At 63.7% G+C, this 21,579-nt stretch carries 22 protein-coding genes; 7 read left to right on the forward strand and 15 right to left on the reverse strand.

The annotated features are described in order from the left end of the window. Window positions 1-80, reverse strand: an 80-nt coding sequence (locus ASG84_RS27470; RefSeq protein WP_143546339.1) for a sugar phosphate nucleotidyltransferase, incomplete at its 3' end; no start/stop codon positions are given. Between the two features lie 132 nt (window positions 81-212). On the opposite strand from ASG84_RS27470, the gene ASG84_RS15530 reads away from it, so the two are divergent. Further along, window positions 213-731: a maleylpyruvate isomerase N-terminal domain-containing protein gene (locus tag ASG84_RS15530; protein ID WP_057477952.1), complete on the forward strand. Its 519-nt coding sequence runs from the start codon at window positions 213-215 to the stop codon at window positions 729-731. Between the two features lie 18 nt (window positions 732-749). On the opposite strand, the gene ASG84_RS15535 is transcribed toward ASG84_RS15530, so the two are convergent. Genes ASG84_RS15535 through ASG84_RS28220 form a run of 3 tightly spaced genes read right to left on the reverse strand, consistent with a single transcriptional unit; the run spans window position 750 to window position 3,114 of the window. Continuing rightward, window positions 750-1,124: a hypothetical protein gene (locus tag ASG84_RS15535; RefSeq protein WP_156399545.1), complete on the reverse strand. Its 375-nt coding sequence runs from the start codon at window positions 1,122-1,124 to the stop codon at window positions 750-752. Beyond that, entirely contained in the window at window positions 1,121-2,332 is a 1,212-nt protein-coding gene (locus tag ASG84_RS15540) for a WXG100 family type VII secretion target (protein WP_057477954.1), read from the reverse strand. Before ASG84_RS15540 ends, ASG84_RS15535 begins: the two co-directional genes overlap by 4 nt. After that, complete coding sequence (locus tag ASG84_RS28220; protein ID WP_235581683.1) at window positions 2,329-3,114, reverse strand: hypothetical protein; 786 nt, start codon at window positions 3,112-3,114, stop codon at window positions 2,329-2,331. Before ASG84_RS28220 ends, ASG84_RS15540 begins: the two co-directional genes overlap by 4 nt. Window positions 3,115-3,304: 190 nt before the next feature. Between ASG84_RS28220 and rfbB the strand changes: the two genes are divergently transcribed. Then, window positions 3,305-4,309, forward strand: a complete 1,005-nt coding sequence (gene rfbB, locus ASG84_RS15550) for a dTDP-glucose 4,6-dehydratase (RefSeq protein WP_057477955.1) — start codon at window positions 3,305-3,307, stop codon at window positions 4,307-4,309. Here rfbB and ASG84_RS15555 read toward each other — a convergent pair. Genes ASG84_RS15555 through ASG84_RS15575 form a run of 5 tightly spaced genes read right to left on the reverse strand, consistent with a single transcriptional unit; the run spans window position 4,306 to window position 9,860 of the window. Continuing rightward, window positions 4,306-5,142: a glycosyltransferase family 2 protein gene (locus ASG84_RS15555; RefSeq protein WP_057477956.1), complete on the reverse strand. Its 837-nt coding sequence runs from the start codon at window positions 5,140-5,142 to the stop codon at window positions 4,306-4,308. The genes rfbB and ASG84_RS15555 overlap by 4 nt on opposite strands. After that, window positions 5,139-5,606: a GtrA family protein gene (locus ASG84_RS15560; RefSeq protein WP_057477957.1), complete on the reverse strand. Its 468-nt coding sequence runs from the start codon at window positions 5,604-5,606 to the stop codon at window positions 5,139-5,141. The genes ASG84_RS15555 and ASG84_RS15560 overlap by 4 nt, the downstream gene beginning before the upstream one ends. Beyond that, window positions 5,603-6,544, reverse strand: a complete 942-nt coding sequence (locus tag ASG84_RS15565; RefSeq protein WP_057477958.1) for an NAD-dependent epimerase/dehydratase family protein — start codon at window positions 6,542-6,544, stop codon at window positions 5,603-5,605. Before ASG84_RS15565 ends, ASG84_RS15560 begins: the two co-directional genes overlap by 4 nt. Then, the gene (locus tag ASG84_RS15570; RefSeq protein WP_200936602.1) at window positions 6,541-7,593 is read right to left on the reverse strand and encodes a glycosyltransferase; all 1,053 of its coding nucleotides are present in this window, start codon (window positions 7,591-7,593) and stop codon (window positions 6,541-6,543) included. Before ASG84_RS15570 ends, ASG84_RS15565 begins: the two co-directional genes overlap by 4 nt. A gap of 14 nt (window positions 7,594-7,607) precedes the next feature. Beyond that, on the reverse strand, window positions 7,608-9,860 hold the full coding sequence (locus tag ASG84_RS15575) for a hypothetical protein (RefSeq protein ID WP_057477959.1): 2,253 nt from the start codon (window positions 9,858-9,860) through the stop codon (window positions 7,608-7,610). Between the two features lie 164 nt (window positions 9,861-10,024). Here ASG84_RS15575 and ASG84_RS15580 point away from each other — a divergent pair, with 164 nt between their 5' ends. The 4 genes from ASG84_RS15580 to ASG84_RS15595 all read left to right on the forward strand — a co-directional run bounded on the left by ASG84_RS15580 (window position 10,025) and on the right by ASG84_RS15595 (window position 14,926). Further along, on the forward strand, window positions 10,025-11,812 hold the full coding sequence (locus tag ASG84_RS15580) for an N-acyl-D-amino-acid deacylase family protein (RefSeq protein WP_057477960.1): 1,788 nt from the start codon (window positions 10,025-10,027) through the stop codon (window positions 11,810-11,812). Continuing rightward, complete coding sequence (locus tag ASG84_RS15585) at window positions 11,809-12,414, forward strand: TetR/AcrR family transcriptional regulator (protein ID WP_057477961.1); 606 nt, start codon at window positions 11,809-11,811, stop codon at window positions 12,412-12,414. The genes ASG84_RS15580 and ASG84_RS15585 overlap by 4 nt, the downstream gene beginning before the upstream one ends. Then, window positions 12,411-13,244 carry an alpha/beta fold hydrolase gene (locus tag ASG84_RS15590; protein WP_057477962.1) on the forward strand — a complete coding sequence of 278 codons (834 nt, stop codon included), beginning with the start codon at window positions 12,411-12,413 and terminating at the stop codon, window positions 13,242-13,244. Before ASG84_RS15585 ends, ASG84_RS15590 begins: the two co-directional genes overlap by 4 nt. Before the next feature lie 164 nt (window positions 13,245-13,408). After that, complete coding sequence (locus ASG84_RS15595; RefSeq protein WP_057478000.1) at window positions 13,409-14,926, forward strand: glycosyltransferase family 39 protein; 1,518 nt, start codon at window positions 13,409-13,411, stop codon at window positions 14,924-14,926. A gap of 14 nt (window positions 14,927-14,940) precedes the next feature. Here ASG84_RS15595 and ASG84_RS15600 read toward each other — a convergent pair whose 3' ends face one another. The 5 genes from ASG84_RS15600 to ASG84_RS15620 all read right to left on the reverse strand — a co-directional run bounded on the left by ASG84_RS15600 (window position 14,941) and on the right by ASG84_RS15620 (window position 19,068). Further along, complete coding sequence (locus ASG84_RS15600; protein WP_057477963.1) at window positions 14,941-15,804, reverse strand: TylF/MycF/NovP-related O-methyltransferase; 864 nt, start codon at window positions 15,802-15,804, stop codon at window positions 14,941-14,943. Window positions 15,805-15,843: 39 nt separating this feature from the next. Then, a complete protein-coding gene (gene glfT1 / locus ASG84_RS15605; RefSeq protein ID WP_057477964.1) occupies window positions 15,844-16,746 on the reverse strand; it encodes a galactofuranosyltransferase GlfT1 in 903 nt (300 codons plus the stop codon). Next, window positions 16,739-17,545 carry a galactan export ABC transporter ATP-binding subunit Wzt/RfbE gene (gene wzt / locus ASG84_RS15610; protein ID WP_057477965.1) on the reverse strand — a complete coding sequence of 269 codons (807 nt, stop codon included), beginning with the start codon at window positions 17,543-17,545 and terminating at the stop codon, window positions 16,739-16,741. Before wzt ends, glfT1 begins: the two co-directional genes overlap by 8 nt. Before the next feature lie 10 nt (window positions 17,546-17,555). Further along, window positions 17,556-18,392: a galactan export ABC transporter permease subunit Wzm/RfbD gene (gene wzm, locus ASG84_RS15615; RefSeq protein ID WP_200936603.1), complete on the reverse strand. Its 837-nt coding sequence runs from the start codon at window positions 18,390-18,392 to the stop codon at window positions 17,556-17,558. 94 nt (window positions 18,393-18,486) lie between these two features. Next, window positions 18,487-19,068, reverse strand: coding sequence for a bacterial proteasome activator family protein (locus ASG84_RS15620; protein WP_057477966.1), 582 nt, complete (start codon window positions 19,066-19,068; stop codon window positions 18,487-18,489). A 216-nt stretch (window positions 19,069-19,284) separates the two neighbouring features. On the opposite strand from ASG84_RS15620, the gene ASG84_RS15625 reads away from it, so the two are divergent. Further along, a complete protein-coding gene (locus ASG84_RS15625) occupies window positions 19,285-20,490 on the forward strand; it encodes a cysteine desulfurase-like protein (RefSeq protein WP_057477967.1) in 1,206 nt (401 codons plus the stop codon). Window positions 20,491-20,518: 28 nt separating this feature from the next. Here ASG84_RS15625 and ASG84_RS15630 read toward each other — a convergent pair whose 3' ends face one another. Then, entirely contained in the window at window positions 20,519-21,508 is a 990-nt protein-coding gene (locus tag ASG84_RS15630; RefSeq protein ID WP_057477968.1) for an NAD(P)H-quinone oxidoreductase, read from the reverse strand. Window positions 21,509-21,579: the final 71 nt, after the last annotated feature.

A 21,579-nucleotide genomic window follows, 5' to 3' on the forward strand; every position in this document is an offset into this window, starting at 1 on the left:
GGGACCAGCTGTTTGCTGACGCCCATCGTGATCGGATGAAGTCGCGAGCCCGTGCCGCCCGCCAGAATGATTCCCCGCATGAACCCGCAGTCTTCCAGACCCTCCGGCCGACCGCGCGGTTGTGCCTGCCCCGTTTCCGCTGCGTGAGCTACGAGGTGCACCTACGCTCGCGGCATAACCAGCCCGCCGAGAGAAGACCGAGGACAACGATCGTGACGAGCCGCACCCAGATCGAAACCGGTATCAGCCAGGTCACCACCCTTCTTGCGGCAGCTGAGGGCGATGCCAGAGCGTCGGCCACGCCCTGCACCGACTGGACCGTCGCCGACCTGACCGACCACCTGGTGCACACCGCGGGTCAGTTGGTGACGATGGCCCGCGGCGAAGACATCGATTGGTCGATCTCGCCGCAGTCCGTCTCCGAACCGATTCCGCTGTGGACCGAGCGGACCGGTGAGTTGCTGGCAGTGATCGATGCGGGTTCGCCGCTGCCGCTCGGCATGGTGGCTGCGGAATTCTCGGTCCACGCGTGGGATCTCGCGACCGCGCTCGGTCGCGGCACCGATGATTTCGACCCGACCGTGGCGGAGGAGGGAATGGCCTTCATGTCCGAGAATCTGACCGAGGAACGCCGCGCCGGTGCTTTCGACCCGGAGCAGCCCGCACCGGACGGGGCCAATGCCTATGAGCGCCTCGCGGCCTTCGCCGGACGCACTGTCTCGCGTTCCTGAGACGTCGCTGCAGGCGGTTCATTCCCACGGGATTCGATACGGCTGAGATTCGACCTCGTCCTCAGTGTTCGGTGTCGGCCATTCGGCCGGCCAGTCGATCTGCGGATCTCCCTTCAGTTCGTCGACCTCAGGAGGGAGCGGAGACGCCTCCAACTCGATGCGCTCCCAGCTGCATTCACCCGACGCGACGAGATCGGCGAATCGAGCCAACGCGGCTGACGCCCGTGGTGACGACGCCAGGCGGGCCAACAGTTCCGCGGTGACGTGTCGGGTTCCCGCCGGAGGTTTTACGTCGGTGTCGAGAGCTCGCGTGCGCGCGGACTCGAGCTCGCCGCAGGATGCCATCAGACGGTCGTAGGCAACTCGGGCGTGCGGAGGCAGGGACTCGATCATGCGTCCCGCCATGGTTCGTCGCCGGTGCCGACCGAGAAGTCCTCGTCCGGTGTGTCGAGTACCGGTCTGATATCCGCGCTCTTGCCCGCTTCGACGGCTTGCTTGCCGTAGTCGAGGAAGTCGTTAAGCGGCCGTAAGGTGTCGTCGATCTTCTGGCCCACCTGGCCTTCGGGGTCGCCCAGCGCGTCGAGGAACCCGCCGAAGTCGTCGACCACCTGCTCGATCTTCACAATGAGGTCCTTCGTCAGATCCATTGCTGTCCAGCATATTTCGACGATGCTTTCCGCCTGCCATGCAGTGCCGACCACCGGCACTTTCTTGAGCATGACCTTCAATGCCCCGCGGGCATTGTCGACGGCCACTTCGGACTCGAGCAATTCGACGACTTTCTGAACCACGGCCAGCGCTGCGCCACGAAGTTGCTCGGCGATGGCTGTACAGATTGCGGCGATCGTTCGGCCGGCCGGACCTTCCCATCGCATCGCGGCCAGTTGTCGGTCGGCATAGTCGGTGAATGCCTGTGCGGCAGCGCCGTTCCAGTGGCTGTCGATACGGCGTACTCCCGCGGCGAACGATTCACAGGCGGCTTCCATCGCGTCGCCCGCAATCTGATACGCCTGGCCGACTCTCCTGATCTCGTTCCAGTTGCCGGTGATCGGAATCGTCGCCTCGTTCAGAGGGCTCCATCCGGAGAGCTCGAAGATCGTTCTGTCGATCTCTCCGAGCCAGCTCGCAGCTTCGTCGAGTAGGTCTCGGATGTCGTCGATAACGGGATTCGGTGCAGGATAGTCGATCCCATGGGGACGGCCGTAATCAGCGGCGCCGTCGAATTCGTCTACATGCCCGACCGCGGCGTGACCTGAGCTGCCGCGGTCGATGCCCGGTAGCGGTGGCAGAGATGTGTGGGCGTTGAGCAGTTCGTAGTTTTTTTGATCTTGATCGGCATACAACCAGGCAGCCTTGTTGAGCTCGGCACCCATCTCTCCGCAATTGGCGGACAGGTGAACCTGCCGAGTGCGTGTCATCTCCTGGAAGCCGGCGAGATACGGCTGGAGTCGCTGCAGAATCTGCCCGACCACGTTCTCGCTCAGACCCGCATTGTCGATCAGATAACGATGACTGGCCAGAGTATCGACGCCGATGCGATCGAGAAGATTTCCGAGGCCGGCGATTTCCGAGGGATCGCCCTCGAAGGTCTCCTCGGTCATCGTGGCTGCCCCGTCGTCGAACCAGGCTTGCGGAGTGTCGAGATCAGGGTGTCCACAGTCGAGTAGTCCAGCGAGCCCTCGTTGCTCTGGTCGAGCTGAACCATGAATACCGCGACGGTTGCCGTGGCGAATCCCGGTATCGCCACGACGTCGAATGTGGCCTCGGTTGGGCTGCATTCCACGCTGGCGTGGATGCCCGAGCCACGAACGGTGTATCGCACGGCAGGCTCTCCATCGACCTCGATGTCCTGAGGCTCCGAGTATTCGATGCGTGGTGGGGCAGCGGAGTCATCGCCGAAGACGACTTCCGCACCGCGGGCAGCGTCCAGTGCTGCGGCGTGTAAGTCCATCCCGTTGCGGCCAGTCATACCGGACTCGGCGAGCGACGACCCGTCCACTTCTGGGCAGTAGCCGTAGCCGTAATCGGCACTGGCGCCGTAGACGACCGACTTACCATCGTTCGACCAGCCCGCGATTCCGGTCGAGAAGTTTCGCCACTCTGCCGGTATCTCGTAAGTCCAACCGAATTTGGTGGCGATGGGCTGCGGTTGCCCGTCGGGCACCACGATTTTCGGTGGCGGACGGTTCATCGACGGAAAGCCCGGTGGCAGTGGCGGCGGGGCCGTCGTCGAGCCCGTGGGTTTCGGCGACACCGGCGGCAGAACCTGTACACCCTCGTACGGCTCCGGCACCGGCGGTGCCAACTGCGGGATTGCCCACATGGTCCCGAACAGCAGCGCTACCAATGCGGCGAGACGAATCAAAATTTTGCCCAGACCCATTGACGTACTCCCCCCGAAGTCGAACAGAAGCTAGCACGCGCGCCCGACAACAATGGCCGACCGCCTGAGCGGTGCAACTAGTGCTCCACTCGAAGGACTTATCGCCGGCATCCTCCCCGTTGGGGCCTCGAGTGGAGCATCCCGTGCAGCGACATGCCCGCACGAGTCTCCACCGGTAAAGTGCCTGTTCATGAGAATTCTTGTCACGGGTGGGGCCGGGTTCATCGGCGCGAACTTCGTACATCAGACCCTCGCGCAGCGCCCCGACTCGCAGGTCACCGTGCTCGACAAGCTCACCTACGCCGGCAACAAGGCCTCCCTCGAGCCGGTGGCCGATCGCATCGACTTCGTGCACGGCGACATCGCCGACGCCGACCTCGTCGACGGGCTCGTCCGCGAGACCGATCTCGTCGTCCACTTCGCCGCCGAATCCCACAACGACAACTCGTTGACCGACCCGTGGCCTTTCGTGCACACCAACGTCATCGGAACCACCACGTTGCTCAATGCGGTCCGCGAACACGACGTGCGCTACCACCACATCTCCACCGACGAGGTCTACGGCGATCTCGAACTCGACGATCCGGCCAGGTTCACCGAGTCGACCCCGTACAACCCGTCGAGCCCGTACTCCTCGACCAAAGCCTCGAGCGATCTGCTGGTGCGCGCCTGGACCCGATCATTCGGGGTCCGCTCCACCATCTCCAACTGCTCCAACAACTACGGCCCGTACCAGCACGTGGAGAAGTTCATCCCGCGTCAGATCACCAACATCCTCAGCGGATCACGCCCCAAGCTCTACGGCGGAGGCCAGAACGTGCGCGACTGGATCCACGTCGACGATCACAACAGTGCGGTCTGGGCCATCATCGACGGTGGCCGTATCGGCGAGACCTACCTCATCGGAGCCGACGGCGAAGCGAACAACCGCACCGTCCTCGAAGCGATCCTCGAAGAGACCGGCCATGAGCCCGACGCCTTCGATTTCGTCACCGACCGCCCCGGCCACGATCTGCGCTACGCCATCGACTCCACCAAGCTGCGTACCGAATTGGGCTGGACGCCAACCTATGTCGACTTCCGTGCCGGATTGAAAGCCACCGTCGACTGGTACCGAGACAACGAGCAGTGGTGGCGACCGCAGAAGGACGCCACCGAGGCCGTCTATGCGACCAAGGAATCCGTTCTGCCTTAACTGCTGCGCGACATCCGATGTCGCAGCAGCACATACACCGCACGACGCATGAAGGACGTCATCAGAGCCTTGGCGTTTCCGATGCGAACGTCGCTGCTGGACAGCAACGTCGGATCGCTTGCCCGGAGTGAGCGGTGGAAGTCTGCAGCTTGACGCGCCTGCTGCGTGGCCAACTCGACGCTCCACTGTCCCGAGTTGATACGGAACGACGCCAACGGCTGCGGGATGGCGACGATGTCGCCGCGTAGCGCGACCGCGATGAAGGTGGCCTGGTCGATGAGGTAGGGGTGGCTGTTGTCCCACAGTCCGATCTCGCGCAACTCCGACAGCTTCATCATGACGCCGCCCGGTTCACCGAAGATGTTGGCACCGGCGCGAACTGCCGTTCTGGCTGCGACGCGGCCGGAGACCCGTCCCTGCAGTCCGCCGAGTCCGCGCGCGGCGATGACGGTTTTGCCGTAGGCGTCGATGAGGGTGCGCTGCGAGGCAACCAGGACGGCGGACGGGGTGTCGTCGAAGGCCTTCACCTGGGTGGCCAACGCGGTAGGAGCGATGGTGTCGTCGCCGCAGACGAGTTTGATCAATTCGCCAGTGGCCTCGGCCGTCACGCGATTCCAGTTGGCCTGCGCACCGCCACCGGCCGGGGTGGTCAGGAGGCGAATCCGAGGGTCGTCGAACTTCTGCGCGACGGCCAGGGTTCCGTCGGTCGACGAATGATCGGCGATGACCAGTTCGAAGTCCGTGTACGTCTGGGCAAGAATCGAATCGATGGTCTCGGCCAGGTATTCGGCGTTGTTGTATGCCGGGACGACGACGGAAACTCGGGGTGTCATGGTGTGGGGGCCTGACTCTTTCTGCGAAACGAGAAGTCGCGGTAGCCGAAGAAGCTGACGACTGCCATCACTGCTGTGACGACCAATTGTGAAGGGATGGGCGGAAAGTGGAGTACCGATACGGCGATGGTCATCAACGAGATGTTCGCGAGGAACGCCCCGAAGTTGACGACGAAGAATCGCAACAGATCTCGGAAGAAGTGCCCGCGTACGCGGAACACCAGGTAGCGGTACATCGCGAACGCGCACAGCACGTTGCACAGGTAGCCGAGCACGATGGCAGCGTGGTAGCCGTACCGCTCACCGATCAGCAACTGCCACAGGATGAACCACGCGGTACCCAACGCGGTGTTGACACCACCGACGAGCAGGAACGCGATCTTCTGATTCTTGACGATGCGCATCAGAGGCCCGGGCGCACCGCTCATGCCGGCCGGGGGAGCGGGAGTCTGCGGCTCGGTCATCGGCCGACCCCCAGTGCTTGACGCGTCGCGAACAAGGTCGACGCGATGCCTGCGGGCAACGTGCGATGGGTGCGGCGATCGATTTCCGGCCAGACAGTCGACCGCAGTCGCAGATCACGGCCTTGGAACGCCGCGAGTGGCGATGCGGCGAGCACCACGTTCGGCCGTCGGCGAAAGACGGTGCGGCATGCTCCGAGGATCGAACCGATCGTGACGGCCTCGCCCGAGGCGAAGATCTTGATCGTGGGCGGCATTCGTTGCCCGGCAGACATCTCGAGGGTGTCGGCCACCATCTCGGCCGCATCGGACACGTAGAGATAGTCGCGCAGCGTATCCATCGGTACGAAGATGGACACGGGCGAAGCCATCAGGTATCCACGGCACAGGTGTGAGATCAGGCCTTGCGGTTTTGCGAGATTCTGCCCCGGGCCGTAGAGGTTCGCGAAACGGCCGATCGCCACATTGATACCGGTGCGCACCCCGAAGTCGGTCGCGATCGACTCGGACTCGAGCTTCGCGAAACCGTAGTCGCCCAACGGAACCGGCTGCGTGCCCTCGTGATGCGGCGCTCCGAGTGCGCCGGCGTACACGCCCCCTGCGGATGAGGCGAGGAAGACCGTTCCGGTGTCGGCGCGATCGGCGGCGACTGCTTCGATACGCGAGAGGACTGCGTGAATGAGCTCGTTCTCCTGAGCGAATTGCGCTGCGCTGGTGCCGTTCACGCCCGCACCGGCGGCCCAGATCACGTTCCACGGACCGTCGACGAAAGAGTCGAAAAATTCTGAACAGCGTTGCAGCAGGGCCTCTTCGGCCAACACTCGGTTCGTCCAGGGGATCGTGCTGGTGTGCACGCGATGCCCGCGGCGTTGCACTTCCCGGGTCGCTGCAGCGCCGAGTAGCCCGCCGCTGCCGACGATCCAGGTGTGCGTCGCGGTCACGTCGACTGTGTGTTGTCGGTCGGCTGTGAATTTTCGACTGATGCAGCCGGCGCGGTGCGCCCGAGCGGGCCGTTTCCGGGATCGGTGACGATGAGGTAAGGCGGCTTACCCATGGCGGTCTTGACGTTGACGCCCACGTATTCGGCCACCACTCCGAGTGAGAACAGGGTTGCGCCGAACCCGAACAGCAGGATGACCATCGTCGATGCCCAGCCGCGCACCTCGGCACCGGAATCGAACACGAAGTACGAAATCAGTACGTAGGCGACGAGAATCAGGCCGAGCAGTGCGAAGGCGATTCCGATGAAGCTGACCAACCGCAGTCCCTTGGTGCCGCTCGAGAGCACCATCCGCCAGAAGTGCGAGAGCAGTGTCCGAAGTCGGTAGCCCGATCGACGGTCCACCTCTTCCCGCAACGCCACCGGGCTCGTCGAAACGTCACCTGCGATCCACCCGAGGGCGATGTCCAGGTACGCCTCGGAACCGGCGTACGCGGCGACGGAACGGCCGACTTCGCCGAGCACCAGGCGGTAACTCTGGTAATCGACGGTGTTGTCCCCGGCCAGAGCTTTGGCGATCAGCCACTTCGATCCCCGGGAGGCGGCATTGCGCCACAATCCGTGCGGCGCGACATTGGTGGGCTTGGCGTAGACCACGGTGGACTGCCGGTCGAGGGCAGTGTCGAGCATGCCGCCGATGGCAGCCGGGTCGTGTTGACCGTCCTCGTCCATCGTGACGATCCACTCACCACCACTCGATGCCATACCGGCCAGCGTGGCCGGGTGTTGGCCGAAATTGCGACTGAGCCAGACACCACGAACGAACGTGTGCGCTTCGGTGAGCTGCCGAATGACTGCAGCGGAGTTGTCGGGCCCGTGATCGAAGACGAGCAGAACCTCTTCGACGATCATCGGTCGGCCGAGGGGAGTGTGTACCACCTGGGTCAACGGAATGATCTCGTCCATCAACGCGCTGAGCGTCCGTTCGCCCTGATACACCGGAACCACGATGGAAATGCGGTGCGGATCAGTAGCAGCGTCGTCGGACATCACGAGGTCTGACCCTATCTGCTCTCGGCATTACCATCGAACTTCGCCGCGGAGGAGCTTCTACGTCGTCGCACATCGAGCACCATCAGGCCGATCAGCACCAGCACTCCGCCTGCCATCGCGGCCAGTCCGAGTCGTTCGCCGGGCGGTCGGAAGGTGATCTGCAGGTCGGCGTTCTCGGTGCCGGGCGGCAGGTCGACGTACAGGAAGATGTCTGCCAAGCCCTTCGTCTGCAGCTTCTCACCGTTGAGCGTCGCGGTGTACCCGGGCCAGGCCAGTCGCGAAAAAACAACGCTTCCGCCGTCGGGTGCACTGACGTCGACGTGCTCGGAGTCGGCGTCGAAGCTGCGGGTTTCGGCTGTGCCGTTCACCGTCGCCACGACGCGTCCCGACGTCGTGGGAATCAGACCGTCGACACGTTCGAGGACATAGATCTGGCGAGCGGACTCGGGCGTGGGAGCGGTCACCCACTGCCAGCCTGCGGGTGCGGGCCGGGAGTTCGCGAGCGGATACTGGTTCTTCTGCAGCACGATTCGATCGAGTTGCATCAGGTCGGCGTAGGTTTTGCCGGTGTACGGCTCGATCTCGAAGACGCGCCGAAAGGCGTCCTTGCAGGTCGATCCTTCGTGCTCGAAGCACAGCAGGTTGGCGAAGTCGAGATATCCGACGGGGGTGTACGCGTTGACGTAGTCCAGGCCCATGATTTTGGCGGAGTTGCCGTACACCTGGGAGTGCCAGGGCAGCTGCGGGTCGTCGGGTCCCTGTGCTGCGGTCTCGGTCAGTGCGCGGTTGCCGAGTTGCAGGGTAGCGCCCTGCCACTGCGGGAACTCGGCCTTGGCCTCGGATTGCGACGCGGGTAGCCACCATTTGGTGAACGGCGGATCGTAGGTGGCCACCTGATACATCGCGACCGGTGCGATCGTCGCGAGCAGCAGTGCTGCCGTCGCCCTGGTGGAGAAGCGGTGGGTCAGCAGTAGCGCGAGTGCGCCGACGAGCAGGATGGCCAGCGCAGCGAGGACGTGGCGGCCGAAGAACTCCGGTCCCGAGGAGCCGGCGCGCAGCAGCAACACCACTGTCAGTAGACCGGCAGCGAGCAACCGGGGCCGCAGCTTGTCCAGAGTGCCGTAACGACTGAGCAGGGTGACCGCAAGAATCAGCGCGACGATGGCGACGAAGGGAAGGATGCGCGCGGGCCAGCGGATGGGGCCGATATCGCTCGGCCCGGCTGTGAAGACCAGTGCGAATACCAACAGGATCAGCGGTGCGGCCAGCTCACGCAAGGCCGCGGGCACCCGACGCCACGCAATGAACGCGAGCGCGGGCACGACGAACCAGGCGATGTAGGTGACCGGTGCCAGGGTGGTCTCACCCGACCACGATTCGATGCTCGTCACAGCCGTCGGCACGCTCGCGGTCAGTGATTCCGACCATGGTGCCGTCAGGAAGTTGTCGTTGAAGGTTCCCTCGTCACCGCTGCGCCAGGTGACCGCCGAGGTCATGACTCCCGGGAGGAAGGTGACAGCCCCGCACGCGGCCGCGGCGATGCCGACACTGCACACCTTCAGCGCTGGACGCCACAGGCGTTGGAACAACCGTTCGCCGATCGCAACGGAGCCGATCATGACGCCGGCCATGACCGCAGCGTGCACGTAGCCCACGCTGATGGCCAGGTAGAGGAACACGAACGGTACGACGGGTCCGCTGCGGCCGCGGGCGTACTTCACCGAGCTCGCCCACGCGTTGGTGATGTACGCGGTGCCGATGAGTGCGGTCACCCACGAGGTGTTCTCGAAGAACAGGGTGAAGCCGACGAACGGTGCACTCGCGCCTGCGACGGCAGCCCAGTCGGCGCGCGCTCCGTAGGTGAGTGCGACGCGATAGACGCCCCAGGCCAGCAGGATCGAGAAGCCGAGTTTGACCGTGGTGGCGAGCAGTACCAGGTTGTCGATGGACGGCGAGATGTAGTTGATCGCCATCTGCACCGGGTTCCACAGACCGCCTTGGCCTTCGACGGGATAGTTGCCCGCCATCCATTGATCGAGCACCAGGGACGGAAAGTGGCCGTCGCGCATGATGCGCCCGAGCTGGAGCCAGTTGGGAACGGCACCGGATTCGGTGTCGTCGATGTAGAAGAAGCGCGGGTCGACGCTGAGTATCAGGAGGTAGCCCAACACGACGACTGCGGCGACCGCCGCGCCCCATACGAGGCGCTCTCCTCTGCCGTCGGGCAGCGAGCTGCTCGTCGTCTGGGTATCCGTGGTGGGCAAGGGGTCAACTCCGTGAGTTCGGGCAAAGACACTCGACTGTAGCTCTCGAGGTGTCCGGGAACCGAAACGTCGACGCGTGCATGACGCAGATGTCGGCAACACATCGGCTATTGCGAGTGATCGCTCTCTAAGTTAGAGTTTCGTCATCCTATGACGGAGGTCACATGAACCCGAACATTCCTTTCGACGTTGTCGTCACCGGCGGCACCGTCTACGACGGATCCGGCGGCCCGGGGGTGCGAGCCGATGTGGGCATCGTCGACGGCGTCGTACGGGCTGTGTCCTCCACGCCGCTCGAGGTGGGCGCAACGACCGAAGTGGTCGACGCCACCGGCAAGTGGGTCACCCCGGGCTTCGTCGACGTGCACACCCATTACGACGCGGAAGTGCTCGTCGGGCCCGGTCTCGAGGAATCCGTCCGGCACGGGGTCACGACGGTTCTGCTGGGGAATTGTTCGTTGTCGACGCTCTACTCCACCCCGGTGGACATCGCGGACCTGTTCAGTCGGGTCGAGGCGCTGCCGCGCGATCATGTGCTTAAAGCTGTCGACACGCACAAGACGTGGACGAGCCCCGACGAGTACATAGCAACGCTCGAGCGCCTGCCTCTCGGTCCCAATATCGCAGCAATGGTGGGGCATTCGGATCTGCGTGCGCACGTCATGGGTTTGGACCGCTCCACCGATCGCAGTCAGAAGCCCACCCGTGAGGAGTGGCGCGCCATGTCCGACGCGCTCGAGAAGGCGCTCGATGCCGGGCTGCTCGGAATGTCGACCATGACGAATCCGTGGGACAAGCTGGACGGCGATCGGTACCGGTCTCGATCGTTGCCGTCCTCGTACGCGCGGTGGAGCGAGTTCCGTTCTCTGCACAAGATTCTGCGTCGACGCGGGCGGTTGCTGCAGAGCATTCCGAACCTGAACACCAAGTACGACATGCTGTTCTTCCTCGCCTCGGCCACCGGCATCGGCCGCACTCCACTCAAGATCTCGCTGCTGGCCGCGGCGGATGCCAAGGCGTCGCCCTGGATTCACCGGGCCTTCGGTCCGCTCGCGCGCATCGTCAACGGACCGGGAAAGGGCCAGTTCCGCTGGCAGCACTTGCCGACGACGTTCGACGTCTACTCCGACGGTATCGATCTCGTGGTGTTCGAGGAGTTCGGCTCGGGTCGCGCTGCTCTTCATCTACGAGAAGAATTGGGCCGCAACGAGTTGCTCTCGGACGAGGCCTACCGTCGTTGGTTCCGCGCCGATTTCGAGAAGAAGTTCAGCTCGCGCGTCTGGCATCGAGATTTCGCCGACGCCGAGATCACCGAGTGCCCCGACGCGTCGGTCGTCGGAAAGAACATTGCTGAGGTCGCGGCCGAGCGTGGTGTGCACGTGGTCGACGCCTTCCTCGATCTGGTGGTCGAGCACGGGCGAAAGCTGCGCTGGCACACCACGGTTGCCAATCATCGCAAGCGGCAGATGGACAAACTGATCAACCAGCCCGGGGTGACCGTGGGATTCTCCGATGCCGGTGCTCATCTGCGCAACATGGCGTTCTACAACTTCGGCATCCGGCTGCTGCACCGCGTGCACGACGCGCAGCACGATCGAAAGCCGTTCATGACCGTCGAGAAGGCCGTGCACAAGCTCAGTGGCGAGTTGGCGGACTTCTACGGAGTCGACGCCGGACACATTCGGGTGGGTGATCGTGCCGACATCGTCGTCATCGACCCGAAGGGTCTGGACGACGAGGTGCTGGCCTACCGAGAGGAGACCATGCCGGAGTTCGGTGGCCTGAGTCGGATGGTCAATCGCAACGACCGCGCTGTCACCGCCACTCTGATCGCGGGCCGAGTGGTGTTCTCCGGCGGCACCTTTGCTCCGTGGTTCGGTGTGTCGGAGCGTGCGGGTAGCTTCCTGCGCGCAGGCACTCCTACGGCTCCTCGTCGCCGGGAGCGTGTGTGAGCCCGAGTCAACAGCAGCGCCGAACCGAAACCATCGGAAAACTGCTCGACGCGACCATCGCATCGTTGTGCGAGAAGGGCTACGCCGCAACCAGTGTCAGTGAGATCGTCAGCCGCGCGGGGGTGTCGTCCGGGGCCATGTTTCGCCATTTCGACACCAGGCTCGATCTGATCGTCGCTGCAGCCGACGAGGTTCGCAGGCGTCAGTTCGTGGAGTTTCGTCATGGCCTGTCCGGTTTCGGGAGCGCATCGATCGAGCACTGCCTCGATTTACTGCGGTCTGCGTGCCGCGCGCCGATCAACGGGGCCTGGTACGAGCTGTTGACCGCCGCGCGCAGTGACGAGGAACTGCGAGAAAGACTGCAGCCGTTCACTGTTCGATATCACGAGCAGATCGCCGAACTTGCTCGTACGTTACCGATCGCGGGAGTGATAGAGCCACGGCAGCTGGAGACGGTGATCTTCACCGTGGTGCACCTGCTCGACGGAGAGGCGCTGGCGGCGGTGGTGCATCCGCAGCCCGAGCAAGAGGCCATGCGGCTTAGGATGATTGCTCACCTGTTGCGTGGTGGCACTCTGCAGGCTCTGACGGACGCGGGATGACCGGCTGGACGGTACGCACGTCCGGAGCCGAGCTTCCCGTATTCGAGTACGGCAACCCGTCCGCGCGCTCGACGGTGCTGCTGGTGCACGGCTATCCCGACAATCATCACGTGTTCGATCGGCTGATCGCCGAGCTCGGCGACACGGTTCGGACGATCGCCTACGACACGCGCGGCAGTGGAGCATCCGTGCTCGAGCCCGCGGCGGACGTTGCCATCGAGCAGCTGGCGCGGGACGCTTTCGCGGTGGTCGAGTCGATTCCCGGGCTCACCGGCAAGGTGCATGTCTTCGCCCATGACTGGGGGTCGGTTCAGATGTGGGAGGCGATGGCCTCGCCTCGGGCTGCCACCGCGTTCGCGTCGTACACGTCGGTGTCGGGGCCGAGTCTCGATCATCTGCGGCAGGTGGCGCAGGCGCGTCTGGTGCGTCCGCGTCGGTGGCCGTCGCTGGTCGGTCAGCTGGCGAGGTCCTGGTACGTCTTCGGGTTCCATCTGCCCGTCCTGGGCAGGCGAGTGCCGGGGTTGTTGGCTCGACTGAGTGGTAATGGCGCGCCGACCCCGTCGACCGCGGATCAGCAGCGCGGCATCGCGCTGTACCGGGCAAACGTGCTGCGGCGTGTGCTCCGTGGACCCGATCCACGGTGCGCCGTCCCGACCACCGTGGTGGTTCCGACACACGACCGCATGCTGTCGCCGAACCTCACCGGCGGACTCGACCGATGGATCCCCGAACTGTGTGTCGTGCACGTCGACGCAGGCCACTGGTGGCCCCACACGCACCCGGCCGATGCCGCTCGCGTGCTGATGGAGAAAGTTCGGGACGCGAAGTAGACGGCGAGCGTCGGACAGTTCGGTCGTCGGCTGTGCGACCATGGTCAGTGGTCTTCTTCACGAAGAAGCCGCACAGCTGACCGCTGAAACCGTCACTACTCGAACTGGATTGGGTCTCTCTGGGTATGGACAGCACTGCTCTCGATCGTCTCCGGTGCGGGACGATGACAGTGAGGGGTGAACGCACCCCTGGAGTGCTTGCGCCCGCAGTAGCAGTCTTCGCATTCGTGATCGGCGTCGCCGCGTCGTGGGTTCCGTCGTACTGGTACGACGAGGCCGCCACGGTGTACTCGAGTCGTCGCTCGTTCAGCGAGTTGCTGGAGCTGTTGCGGGGTGTCGATATCGTCCACGGTGCCTATTACGTCGGAATGCATGTGTGGGGGCAAGTATTCGGCTTCTCCGAGTTCTCGATGCGTATTCCGAGTGCTGTGGCTGTGGGGTTGGCTGCAGCGGGAGTGGTGGTGCTTGCAGCGCGGCTGTCCACACCGCGAGTCGCTCTGTTCTCCGGTGTTGCGTTCGCGCTGCTGCCCAGAGTGTTGTGGGCTGCAGTCGAAGCGCGCAGCTACGCGTTGACGGCAACCGCAGCAGTGTGGTTGACCGTGGTATTTCTCGTTGCACTGCATGCTCGTTCGAGGTGGTGGTGGGTTCTCTACAGCGCGATGCTTGCACTGTCGATTGTGCTGTTCGTGTATCTCGCGACGTTGGTGGCAGTACATCTGCTGGTCATGCTGGCGCGCCGTCGGCTTCGCGCGTCCTTCCTACCGTGGGCGATTGCTGTTGCCACGGCACTGGTGGTCACCGCCGTCTTCTTGAAGATTGTGCTCAGGCAGGCGACCCAGGTGGGATGGATACCGCCTATCGACAGCAACTTTCCAAGGGTTGTGCTCGACCAGTGGTTTGTCGGCGCGTCTCTGTTCGGAGTAGTTGTCGGCGTCATTTTCCTTGCTGCACTGGTTGTTCGGAGGACCCGCGGAATCGGTGGAGGGGACTGGCGTCGTGGACCCGTGCCGGTCGCGATCCCGTGGATTCTCGTACCGATGGCCGTGATGGTGATCTATTCGATCGTTCGGTCGCCGATTTACCTCGACCGTTACTTCACGTTCAGCACACCTGCTGTGGCCTTGTTGATCGGGGTGGCCCTCGATCGTGTGAGTCGGCCGCGATGGTTGCCTGTGCTGCTCATCGGAGTGTTGGCTCTGGCCGCGTTGCCGGCGTATCTGCAGCAGAGATCGGCGTGGGCCAAGCCGCTACAGATGGATTTCAGTTATGCCAACGAGTTCGCTGCAGCCAATGTCGCTCCGGGAGACTGCGTTCTCTTCGGGCGTTCCGCGTGGAACCCGTCCTCGCAGCGGCTGATCGAGGATGTCGATCCGTCCTCGTTTGCCGGAACACGCAGCATCGGCCTCGCGAAGGACGCGGCCGAGTCGGGGCAACTGTGGGACGAGGAACGCCCGCTGTCGGAACTCGCGCCGGAACTCGCCGGATGCCAGGTCATCTGGTACTTCACCGATCGGGACCGCAGCCAGGCCGAAACTGTGCGGTTGACCTCGAACGACACCTGGGTGTTGCCGCCCTTTGATTTCGAGACTTCATCCGACTACTCGGAACTCCGGAAAGCGGGATTCCACGTGGAAGAACAACACACAATTCACGTCAGCCAGATAGTGCGGCTGGTGCGGTAGGTCTTGGGCGCGCACTAGTTCGTCCGAGTTCTGGGAGCCTTGCGAATCCGCACGACGACCTGTTCGTTGTCGACCGTGTATCCGAGGTAGTCGAATTCGGTGCCGGTGCGTGCGACGAATTCCGTCCACGCCCGATACTCGTGGTTGCGCCAGCCGGGGAAATTGAAGTACTCGTCGAACACGATGACCGTGCCCACTGCGAGTCGATCGGCCACCAGATCGAGCACGGTGACCGTCGAGGAGTACAGGTCGGCGTCGAGGTGCAGGAAGGCCAGCTTCTCGTGGTGGCCCTTCAGGAAGCCCGGCAGGGAATCTTCGAACAATCCGGGGACTATCTGCGCGCCCGGCACTTCGGGAATGTCTTCTTGCTCGAACAGGCCCTTCGGGAAGCCCGTACGCCAGGTCTCGGGTAGGCCGGAGAACACGTCGAATCCGGCGACGACGGTGATGTCCTTTCGCGACGCCAGTTCCTCGGCGATGATCTCCAGCGTCGTGCCGCTGGCGACACCGAATTCGAGTGCCATGCCGCGGATGGTCACCTCGCCGAGCGCGAATCTCAACGTTGCGTGCGGCAACGGAAAGGTGGGCGCAGTCGACATCATTTCTTCGGCGAACTCGGCGCTTTGAGCGGCGGCCTCGACCTCGGAAGCGAAAAAGAGATCGCGTCGCATGCGTAGCTCGAGCCCGCGCACGAATCCCCGCAATTCCTCGATCTCACGGCGCTGACGTTCGAGGACGTCGAGCAGTGTTGCTTGCTGATCAGTCGTCTGCTCGGTCAACTGTGCAGTCTGCTGCGCCAGAACCTCGCCGATGGCCCGTTGAAGCTTCTCCCGTGCCGACGACTTGATGCGATCCGCGAGCTTCCGAGGTTCCGTCATGGGCACACGGTAGCCGGTGGGGCGGCGTTCGCAAACACTTCAGGGCTTACGAAAGTGCTCTCGACGGCCGAGCCCGCGCAGCCGAAACCACTCCGCCAGACCGCGAGGGTTTCTGGTGGTGATCAAGAAGAACCAGGTGAACCGAATCCACTCCTGCGGCAACAGCTTTCGCATGCCGGGCTGCGACATCAGGTAGCCGCGGTTGCGGTAGGTGAAGTAGCGCTTGGTCGCATCCTCGGGGTACTGCGTATGCATCCGGCCACCGAGGATCGGCTTGAACTCCTCGGCCCCGTTGGGGTGGACGTAGGCAGTGGTGAGGCACGTACCGAACTTCAGGCCGGAACGCTGCAATCGTCGATGTACTTCCACCTCGTCGCCGCGGACGAACAGCCGCAGATCGGGCACGCCCACCGCGTCGATCGTCGAGGCCTTGAACAGCGCTCCGTTGAACAGGGACGCGATGCCTTCGAGTAGGTCGTCGTCGGGATTCTCGGGGTCTATCAATTCCGACCGCAGCCGACGCCACTCGACGCCGCGCCGCAGCGGAAATGCCAGTCGATCCGGATCGTCGATGTCGCACACAACGGGGGAGACCTCGTCGAGTCCGTGCGCGAGCGCGCAGTCGTACAGGGTCTCGAGCACCTTCGGGCCCTCGGGGCGGCCGTCGTCGTCGGCGAGAAACACCCAATCGGCACCGAGCGAGAGTGCGTACAGAATGCCGAGGGCAAACCCGCCCGCACCGCCCAGGTTGTGCTGCGAGCCGAGGTACGTCGTCGGCAGATCGATGGACTCGACCAATTCTCGGACGGCAGGCTCGTCGGCGTTGTCGACGACGACCAGATGATCGAGGGGACGAGTCTGCGCACCGATCACGTCGAGGGAGAGAGCCAGCAACTCACGCCGCTTGTGCGTGACGATGACCCCGACAATCTTGTCAGCCACCGGCGTTGTCCTCGCGCTCGATCTCTTTCAAGATCTGGGCGACGTGGTCTCCCGCGTCGTTTCCCTCGTAGGCCCGCACCACGTCCTCGATGCCGCCCTGCTGTCGAATCTGGCCGTGATCGATCCACATCGCGGTATCGCACAGCTGAGCCAGGAATTCGTTGGAGTGGCTGGCGAACACCAGAATTCCCGAGCGCTTCACCAATTCCTGCAGTCGGTGGCGCGCCTTCTTCATGAACTCCGCGTCGACGGCACCGATGCCCTCGTCGAGCAGCAGGATCTCCGGGTCGATGCTGGTGACGACGCCCATCGCGACGCGCACTCGCATACCCGTGGAGTAGGTACGCAGCGGCATGTCGAGGTAATCGCCGAGTTCGGTGAAGTCGGCAATTTCGTCCATCTTCGCGAGCATCTGCTTGCGCGTCTGGCCGAGGAACAGGCCACGAATGATGATGTTCTCGTAACCGGAGATCTCCGGGTCCATACCGACGCCCAGATCGAACACCGGCGCGACGCGGCCCCGGATGGTAGCGCTGCCCCGCGTCGGCTCGTAGATGCCCGAGAGCAGCCGCAGCAGAGTCGATTTGCCCGCGCCGTTGTGACCCACCAGGCCGACGCGATCGCCGTCCTTCAGGTTCATCGTGATGTTCTTGAGGGCTTCGACGACGACGACGTCGGACGAGTTGCGGTCGATGGCACCGCCGGCTTTACCGAGGAATGCCTTCTTCAGTGACCGCGTCTTGGCGTCGAAGATCGGGAAGTCGACGCATGCGTCATGGGTACTGATGCTGATGGACAACTGCTGACCCCTAAACCCAGTAGGGCACGCGGGCCCGGTACTTCTTGAGAGCGAGAATGGCCAGCGCCCAGCCGACGACGGTGAAGCCGAGCACGATGTACCAGTGATACGCCTGCTGATCTTCGCCGATCAGCGGGGCGCGGATGATGTCGAGGTAATGGAACAGCGGGTTGATCTCGACTAGCTTGGCGCGATTCGCGGCCTCGCCGCCCATCTGCTGCAGGCCCGAGGTGGTCCACACGATCGGCGTCATGAAGAACATCAGGGTGACGAAGCTGCCGAGGATCGGGGCGATGTCCCGGTAGCGGGTGGCGATGATGCCGAACAGAATCGACACCCACACGGCGTTGAGCAGAATCAACGCCAATGCCGGGATCGCGAAGACCACGGTCCAGTGCAGGCCGCCGGGCGGCCAGAAGATCGCGATGATGATCACGTAGATCAGCAGGTTGTGGCCGAGTAGTAGCAGCTGACGCCACACGAGTCGATAGACGTGCACGCTCAGTGGACTGGGCAGCTGCTTGATCAAGCCCTCGTTGGCAACGAAGACGTCTCCGCCTTCGAGGATCGCGGCACTGATGAGGTTCCAGATGATGAGCCCGACGGTGACGTGCGGTAGGAACTCGCGCAGATCGATGTTGAGCAGAACCGAATACAACAGACCCATGGCGATGGCTTGCACACCAGTGGCGATGGTGATCCAGAACGGACCGATCACCGACCGCCGATAACGTTGCTTGATGTCCTGCCAGCCGAGATGAAGCCACAGCTCGCGCTGATTGAAACCGGTTCGCAGATCGCCGAACGCGCGCCGATAAGTCTGTGAGTCCGAGACCGGAGCAGGCATCTGTTCTGCTGCCTCGCTCTCGGGGTCCTTCGCTGGTGCCGACACGACGGTCGACACTACCCGTCGCGACAACCTGGCTCACCCCGCACGGTTTCTACAAGTACTGGCCGGTACCGCTGCCACCCTGGCCGCCAGCTGGTGCGCCCATCACACCGGGAGGCAACGCGCCCTGACGCATCTGTTCGAGTTGGGCGCGGGCGGCCATCTGCTGCGCGAACAGTGCCGTCTGGATGCCGTGGAACAGTCCTTCGAGCCAGCCGACGAGCTGCGCCTGCGCGATCCGCAGTTCCGCGTCGGTGGGGACCACGTCGTCGCCGAAGGGCAACACCAGACGCTCGAGCTCGTCGCGCAGTTCCGGCGCGAGTCCCTGCTCGAGTTCGTGGATCGACGACTTGTGGATTTCCTTGAGACGCGTCCGGCTGGCGTCGTCGAGCGGAGCGGCGCGCACTTCCTCGAGCAATTGCTTGATCATCGTCCCGATGCGCATGACCTTGGCGGGCTGCTCGACCATCTCCGACAGGCCCGACCCGTCGTCGGAATCCTCGTTCGTCGAGGATCCGGCGGCGCGGGCTGCTGCTGCCGTCGCTTCCTCGCGGCTCAGGGCCAGCGGTTCTCCATTGGGGCCGATCACTACGACGTGGTCATCGGGGGCACTGTTCGACTCGGATTGGGTCATGTGTCCATCTTTACGCGTCGCTCGCCGTTGCGCGATCGTCCGGGACGATTATCCTGGTTCGGTCGTCGGGAACAGTAGTTCGTCGAGAAAACAAAGCGGCTCGGCGAAAAAATTGTGGAATCAGGGAGGGACCGAGCGTGCGAAGTGGGCAACCGTTCCCTGGCGAAACGGGACGTGGAACACATGCTTCACCGGTCGGCGCTTAGAGTGTCCGGCATGGGGTACGACGTCGCGCGAGTAAGAGGGTCCATTCCCTCCCTCGGCGACCGGTGGATTCATCTGGACCCTCAGCTGGGGATGTTGATTCCAGATCGGGTGTCGACGGCGGTGTCCACGGCGTTCCGGCACAGCGCGTCCAACCATTCGGCGGGTAACACCGCGGCCAAGCGGAGTGCGTCTCTGCTCGACTCCGCTCGTGTCGCGATCGCCGATCTGGTGGGCGCGTATCCGTCGGGCGTCGTCATCGGACCGGACCGCGCGACGCTGTTGTCGTGGCTCGCCGAGTCCATGAGCTCACGGCTCGGTCTGGGAACCGGGCTGGTGCTCTCGCGTCTCGACGAGGAAGCGAATGTTGCGCCGTGGCTACGGGTAGCCAGCCGAACCGGTGCGCACGTCAAATGGGCCGAAGTCGAAATCGACACCTGTGAGCTGCCCACGTGGCAGTTCGCCGAACTCATCACCTCCACCACCAGGCTCGTCGCGGTCACTGCGGCGTCGCCGATCGTCGGCAGCGCACCCGATGTCAGGGTTGCCGCAGATCTGGTGCACGAGGTGGGCGGACTGATCGTCGTCGATGCCGCCGGAGCCGCTCCGTACGCTCACGTCGACATCAAGGAACTCGGAGCCGACGTCGTTGCGATCGACGCTGCTGCGTGGGGTGGCCCGTCCGTCGGCGCGCTGATCTTCCGCGACCCGACGCTGCTGGAACAACTACCGTCGATGTCGCTCAACCCGTCGGCCAAGGGGCCCGAACGGCTCGAGGTCAGCAGTCACCAGTACGCGCTGTTGGCCGGTGTCGTCGCCTCCATCGACTACCTGGCCAATCTCGACGACGCCGCAACGGGAACCCGTCGTGAGCGTCTCGAGCTTTCGATCGGATCGCTGCAGTACTACCACGACGGGCTCTTCGATTACTTGATGAAGGCGCTGAATTCGCTGGATCACGTCATGGTGCTGGGCAATGCCCCCACGCGGGTCCCCACGGTGAGTTTCACGGTCGAGGGTGTGCCTGCGGTGAAGGTGTCCGAGCAACTCGCGCAGGCGGAAATCGGGAGTGTCAGCGGAGTCCACGGCGGTAGCCGTCTGCTCGACGCCCTCGGCGTCAACGACGAGGGTGGTGCCGTCTCCATCGGCCTGGCCCCGTACACCACGCGCTACGAAATCGATCAGCTCGTGAAAGCGCTCACCGCACTCGCTCTTTGAGAGCGGCTGCGCCGACCTAAGGCGCACATCACTGCACGCGAAGGATGACCTTGCCGATCGTCTCGGCCTCGTCGAGCATCCGATGTCCCTGTGCTGCTTCGGTTATCGGGATCTCGGCGTGTACGACGGCGGTGACGCGTCCCTCGGAGATCATCGGCCACAGGTGCTCGGTCATGTCTGCGACGATGTTCGCTTTGCTCGACGGCCCCGTCTCGGGTCGCCCACGCAACCCGGCCGCGTGAACAGATCCGCGCTTGGCGAGGAGTTTGCCGAAGTTCAGCTCGCCCTTCACTCCGCCCTGCATTCCGATGGTGACGACGGTGCCGTCCATGGCCAGGGCATCGAGATTGCGATCGAGGTACTTCGCTCCCATGTTGTCCAGGATCAGGTCGGCTCCGTGATCCTGTGTCTGTGAACGAATCTCGTCGACGAAATCCTGATTCTTGTAGTCGATGAGGATGTCCGCACCGAGATCGGCGCACATGTCCAGCTTGTACTTCGAGCCGGCGGTGACCGCGATAGTGACGCCCATCTGCTTGGCCACTTGAATTGCGTGCGTGCCGATTCCGCTACCACCGCCGTGAATGAGCAGCACCTGGCCCGAACGCATGTGTCCATCCATCACCAGGTTGGACCACACCGTGGATGCGACTTCCGGAAGTGCCGCTGCCACATGCAGATCGAGCCCCTGCGGAATCGGAAACAGCTGAGTGGCGGGCACGGCGACCTGCTCCGCGTAGCCACCGCCGGCCAGGAGTGCACAGACCCTGTCGCCCACGTTCCAACCGCTGACGCCTTCGCCGAGTTCGGAGATGATGCCCGAGCATTCGAGGCCGAGAATGTCGCTGGCACCCGGGGGCGGCGGATAGTTGCCTTGACGCTGCATCAGATCGGCACGGTTGATGGCGGTGGCCGAGACGTCGACGATCACCTGCCCGCGGCTCGGACGTGGGTCGGGAACCTCGGTCCATTCCATGACGTCGGGATCGCCGAATTCTTTCAGTGTGATGGCACGCATGTCTCCATAGTGCGCCTCCGGCGCAGTGGTGCGGTCGAGTGCCCCGGGAGGCACCCCGGAGTGGAGCCTGC

Source organism: Rhodococcus sp. Leaf278, from assembly GCF_001426085.1.
GTDB lineage: Bacteria > Actinomycetota > Actinomycetes > Mycobacteriales > Mycobacteriaceae > Rhodococcoides.

Coding starts and splice junctions, on each gene's coding strand:
- ASG84_RS15630 (WP_057477968.1), bottom strand. CDS start 21,508: ATGCGTGCCATCACACTGAAAGAATTCGGCGATCCCGACGTCATGGAA.
- ASG84_RS15600 (WP_057477963.1), bottom strand. CDS start 15,804: ATGACGGAACCTCGGAAGCTCGCGGATCGCATCAAGTCGTCGGCACGG.
- ASG84_RS15580 (WP_057477960.1), top strand. CDS start 10,025: ATGAACCCGAACATTCCTTTCGACGTTGTCGTCACCGGCGGCACCGTC.
- ASG84_RS15570 (WP_200936602.1), bottom strand. CDS start 7,593: ATGTCCGACGACGCTGCTACTGATCCGCACCGCATTTCCATCGTGGTT.
- ASG84_RS15555 (WP_057477956.1), bottom strand. CDS start 5,142: ATGACACCCCGAGTTTCCGTCGTCGTCCCGGCATACAACAACGCCGAA.
- ASG84_RS28220 (WP_235581683.1), bottom strand. CDS start 3,114: ATGGGTCTGGGCAAAATTTTGATTCGTCTCGCCGCATTGGTAGCGCTG.
- ASG84_RS15535 (WP_156399545.1), bottom strand. CDS start 1,124: ATGATCGAGTCCCTGCCTCCGCACGCCCGAGTTGCCTACGACCGTCTG.
- ASG84_RS15595 (WP_057478000.1), top strand. CDS start 13,409: ATGACAGTGAGGGGTGAACGCACCCCTGGAGTGCTTGCGCCCGCAGTA.
- ASG84_RS15625 (WP_057477967.1), top strand. CDS start 19,285: ATGGGGTACGACGTCGCGCGAGTAAGAGGGTCCATTCCCTCCCTCGGC.
- ASG84_RS15540 (WP_057477954.1), bottom strand. CDS start 2,332: ATGACCGAGGAGACCTTCGAGGGCGATCCCTCGGAAATCGCCGGCCTC.
- ASG84_RS15590 (WP_057477962.1), top strand. CDS start 12,411: ATGACCGGCTGGACGGTACGCACGTCCGGAGCCGAGCTTCCCGTATTC.
- ASG84_RS15620 (WP_057477966.1), bottom strand. CDS start 19,068: ATGACCCAATCCGAGTCGAACAGTGCCCCCGATGACCACGTCGTAGTG.
- wzm (WP_200936603.1), bottom strand. CDS start 18,392: ATGCCTGCTCCGGTCTCGGACTCACAGACTTATCGGCGCGCGTTCGGC.
- ASG84_RS15560 (WP_057477957.1), bottom strand. CDS start 5,606: ATGACCGAGCCGCAGACTCCCGCTCCCCCGGCCGGCATGAGCGGTGCG.
- rfbB (WP_057477955.1), top strand. CDS start 3,305: ATGAGAATTCTTGTCACGGGTGGGGCCGGGTTCATCGGCGCGAACTTC.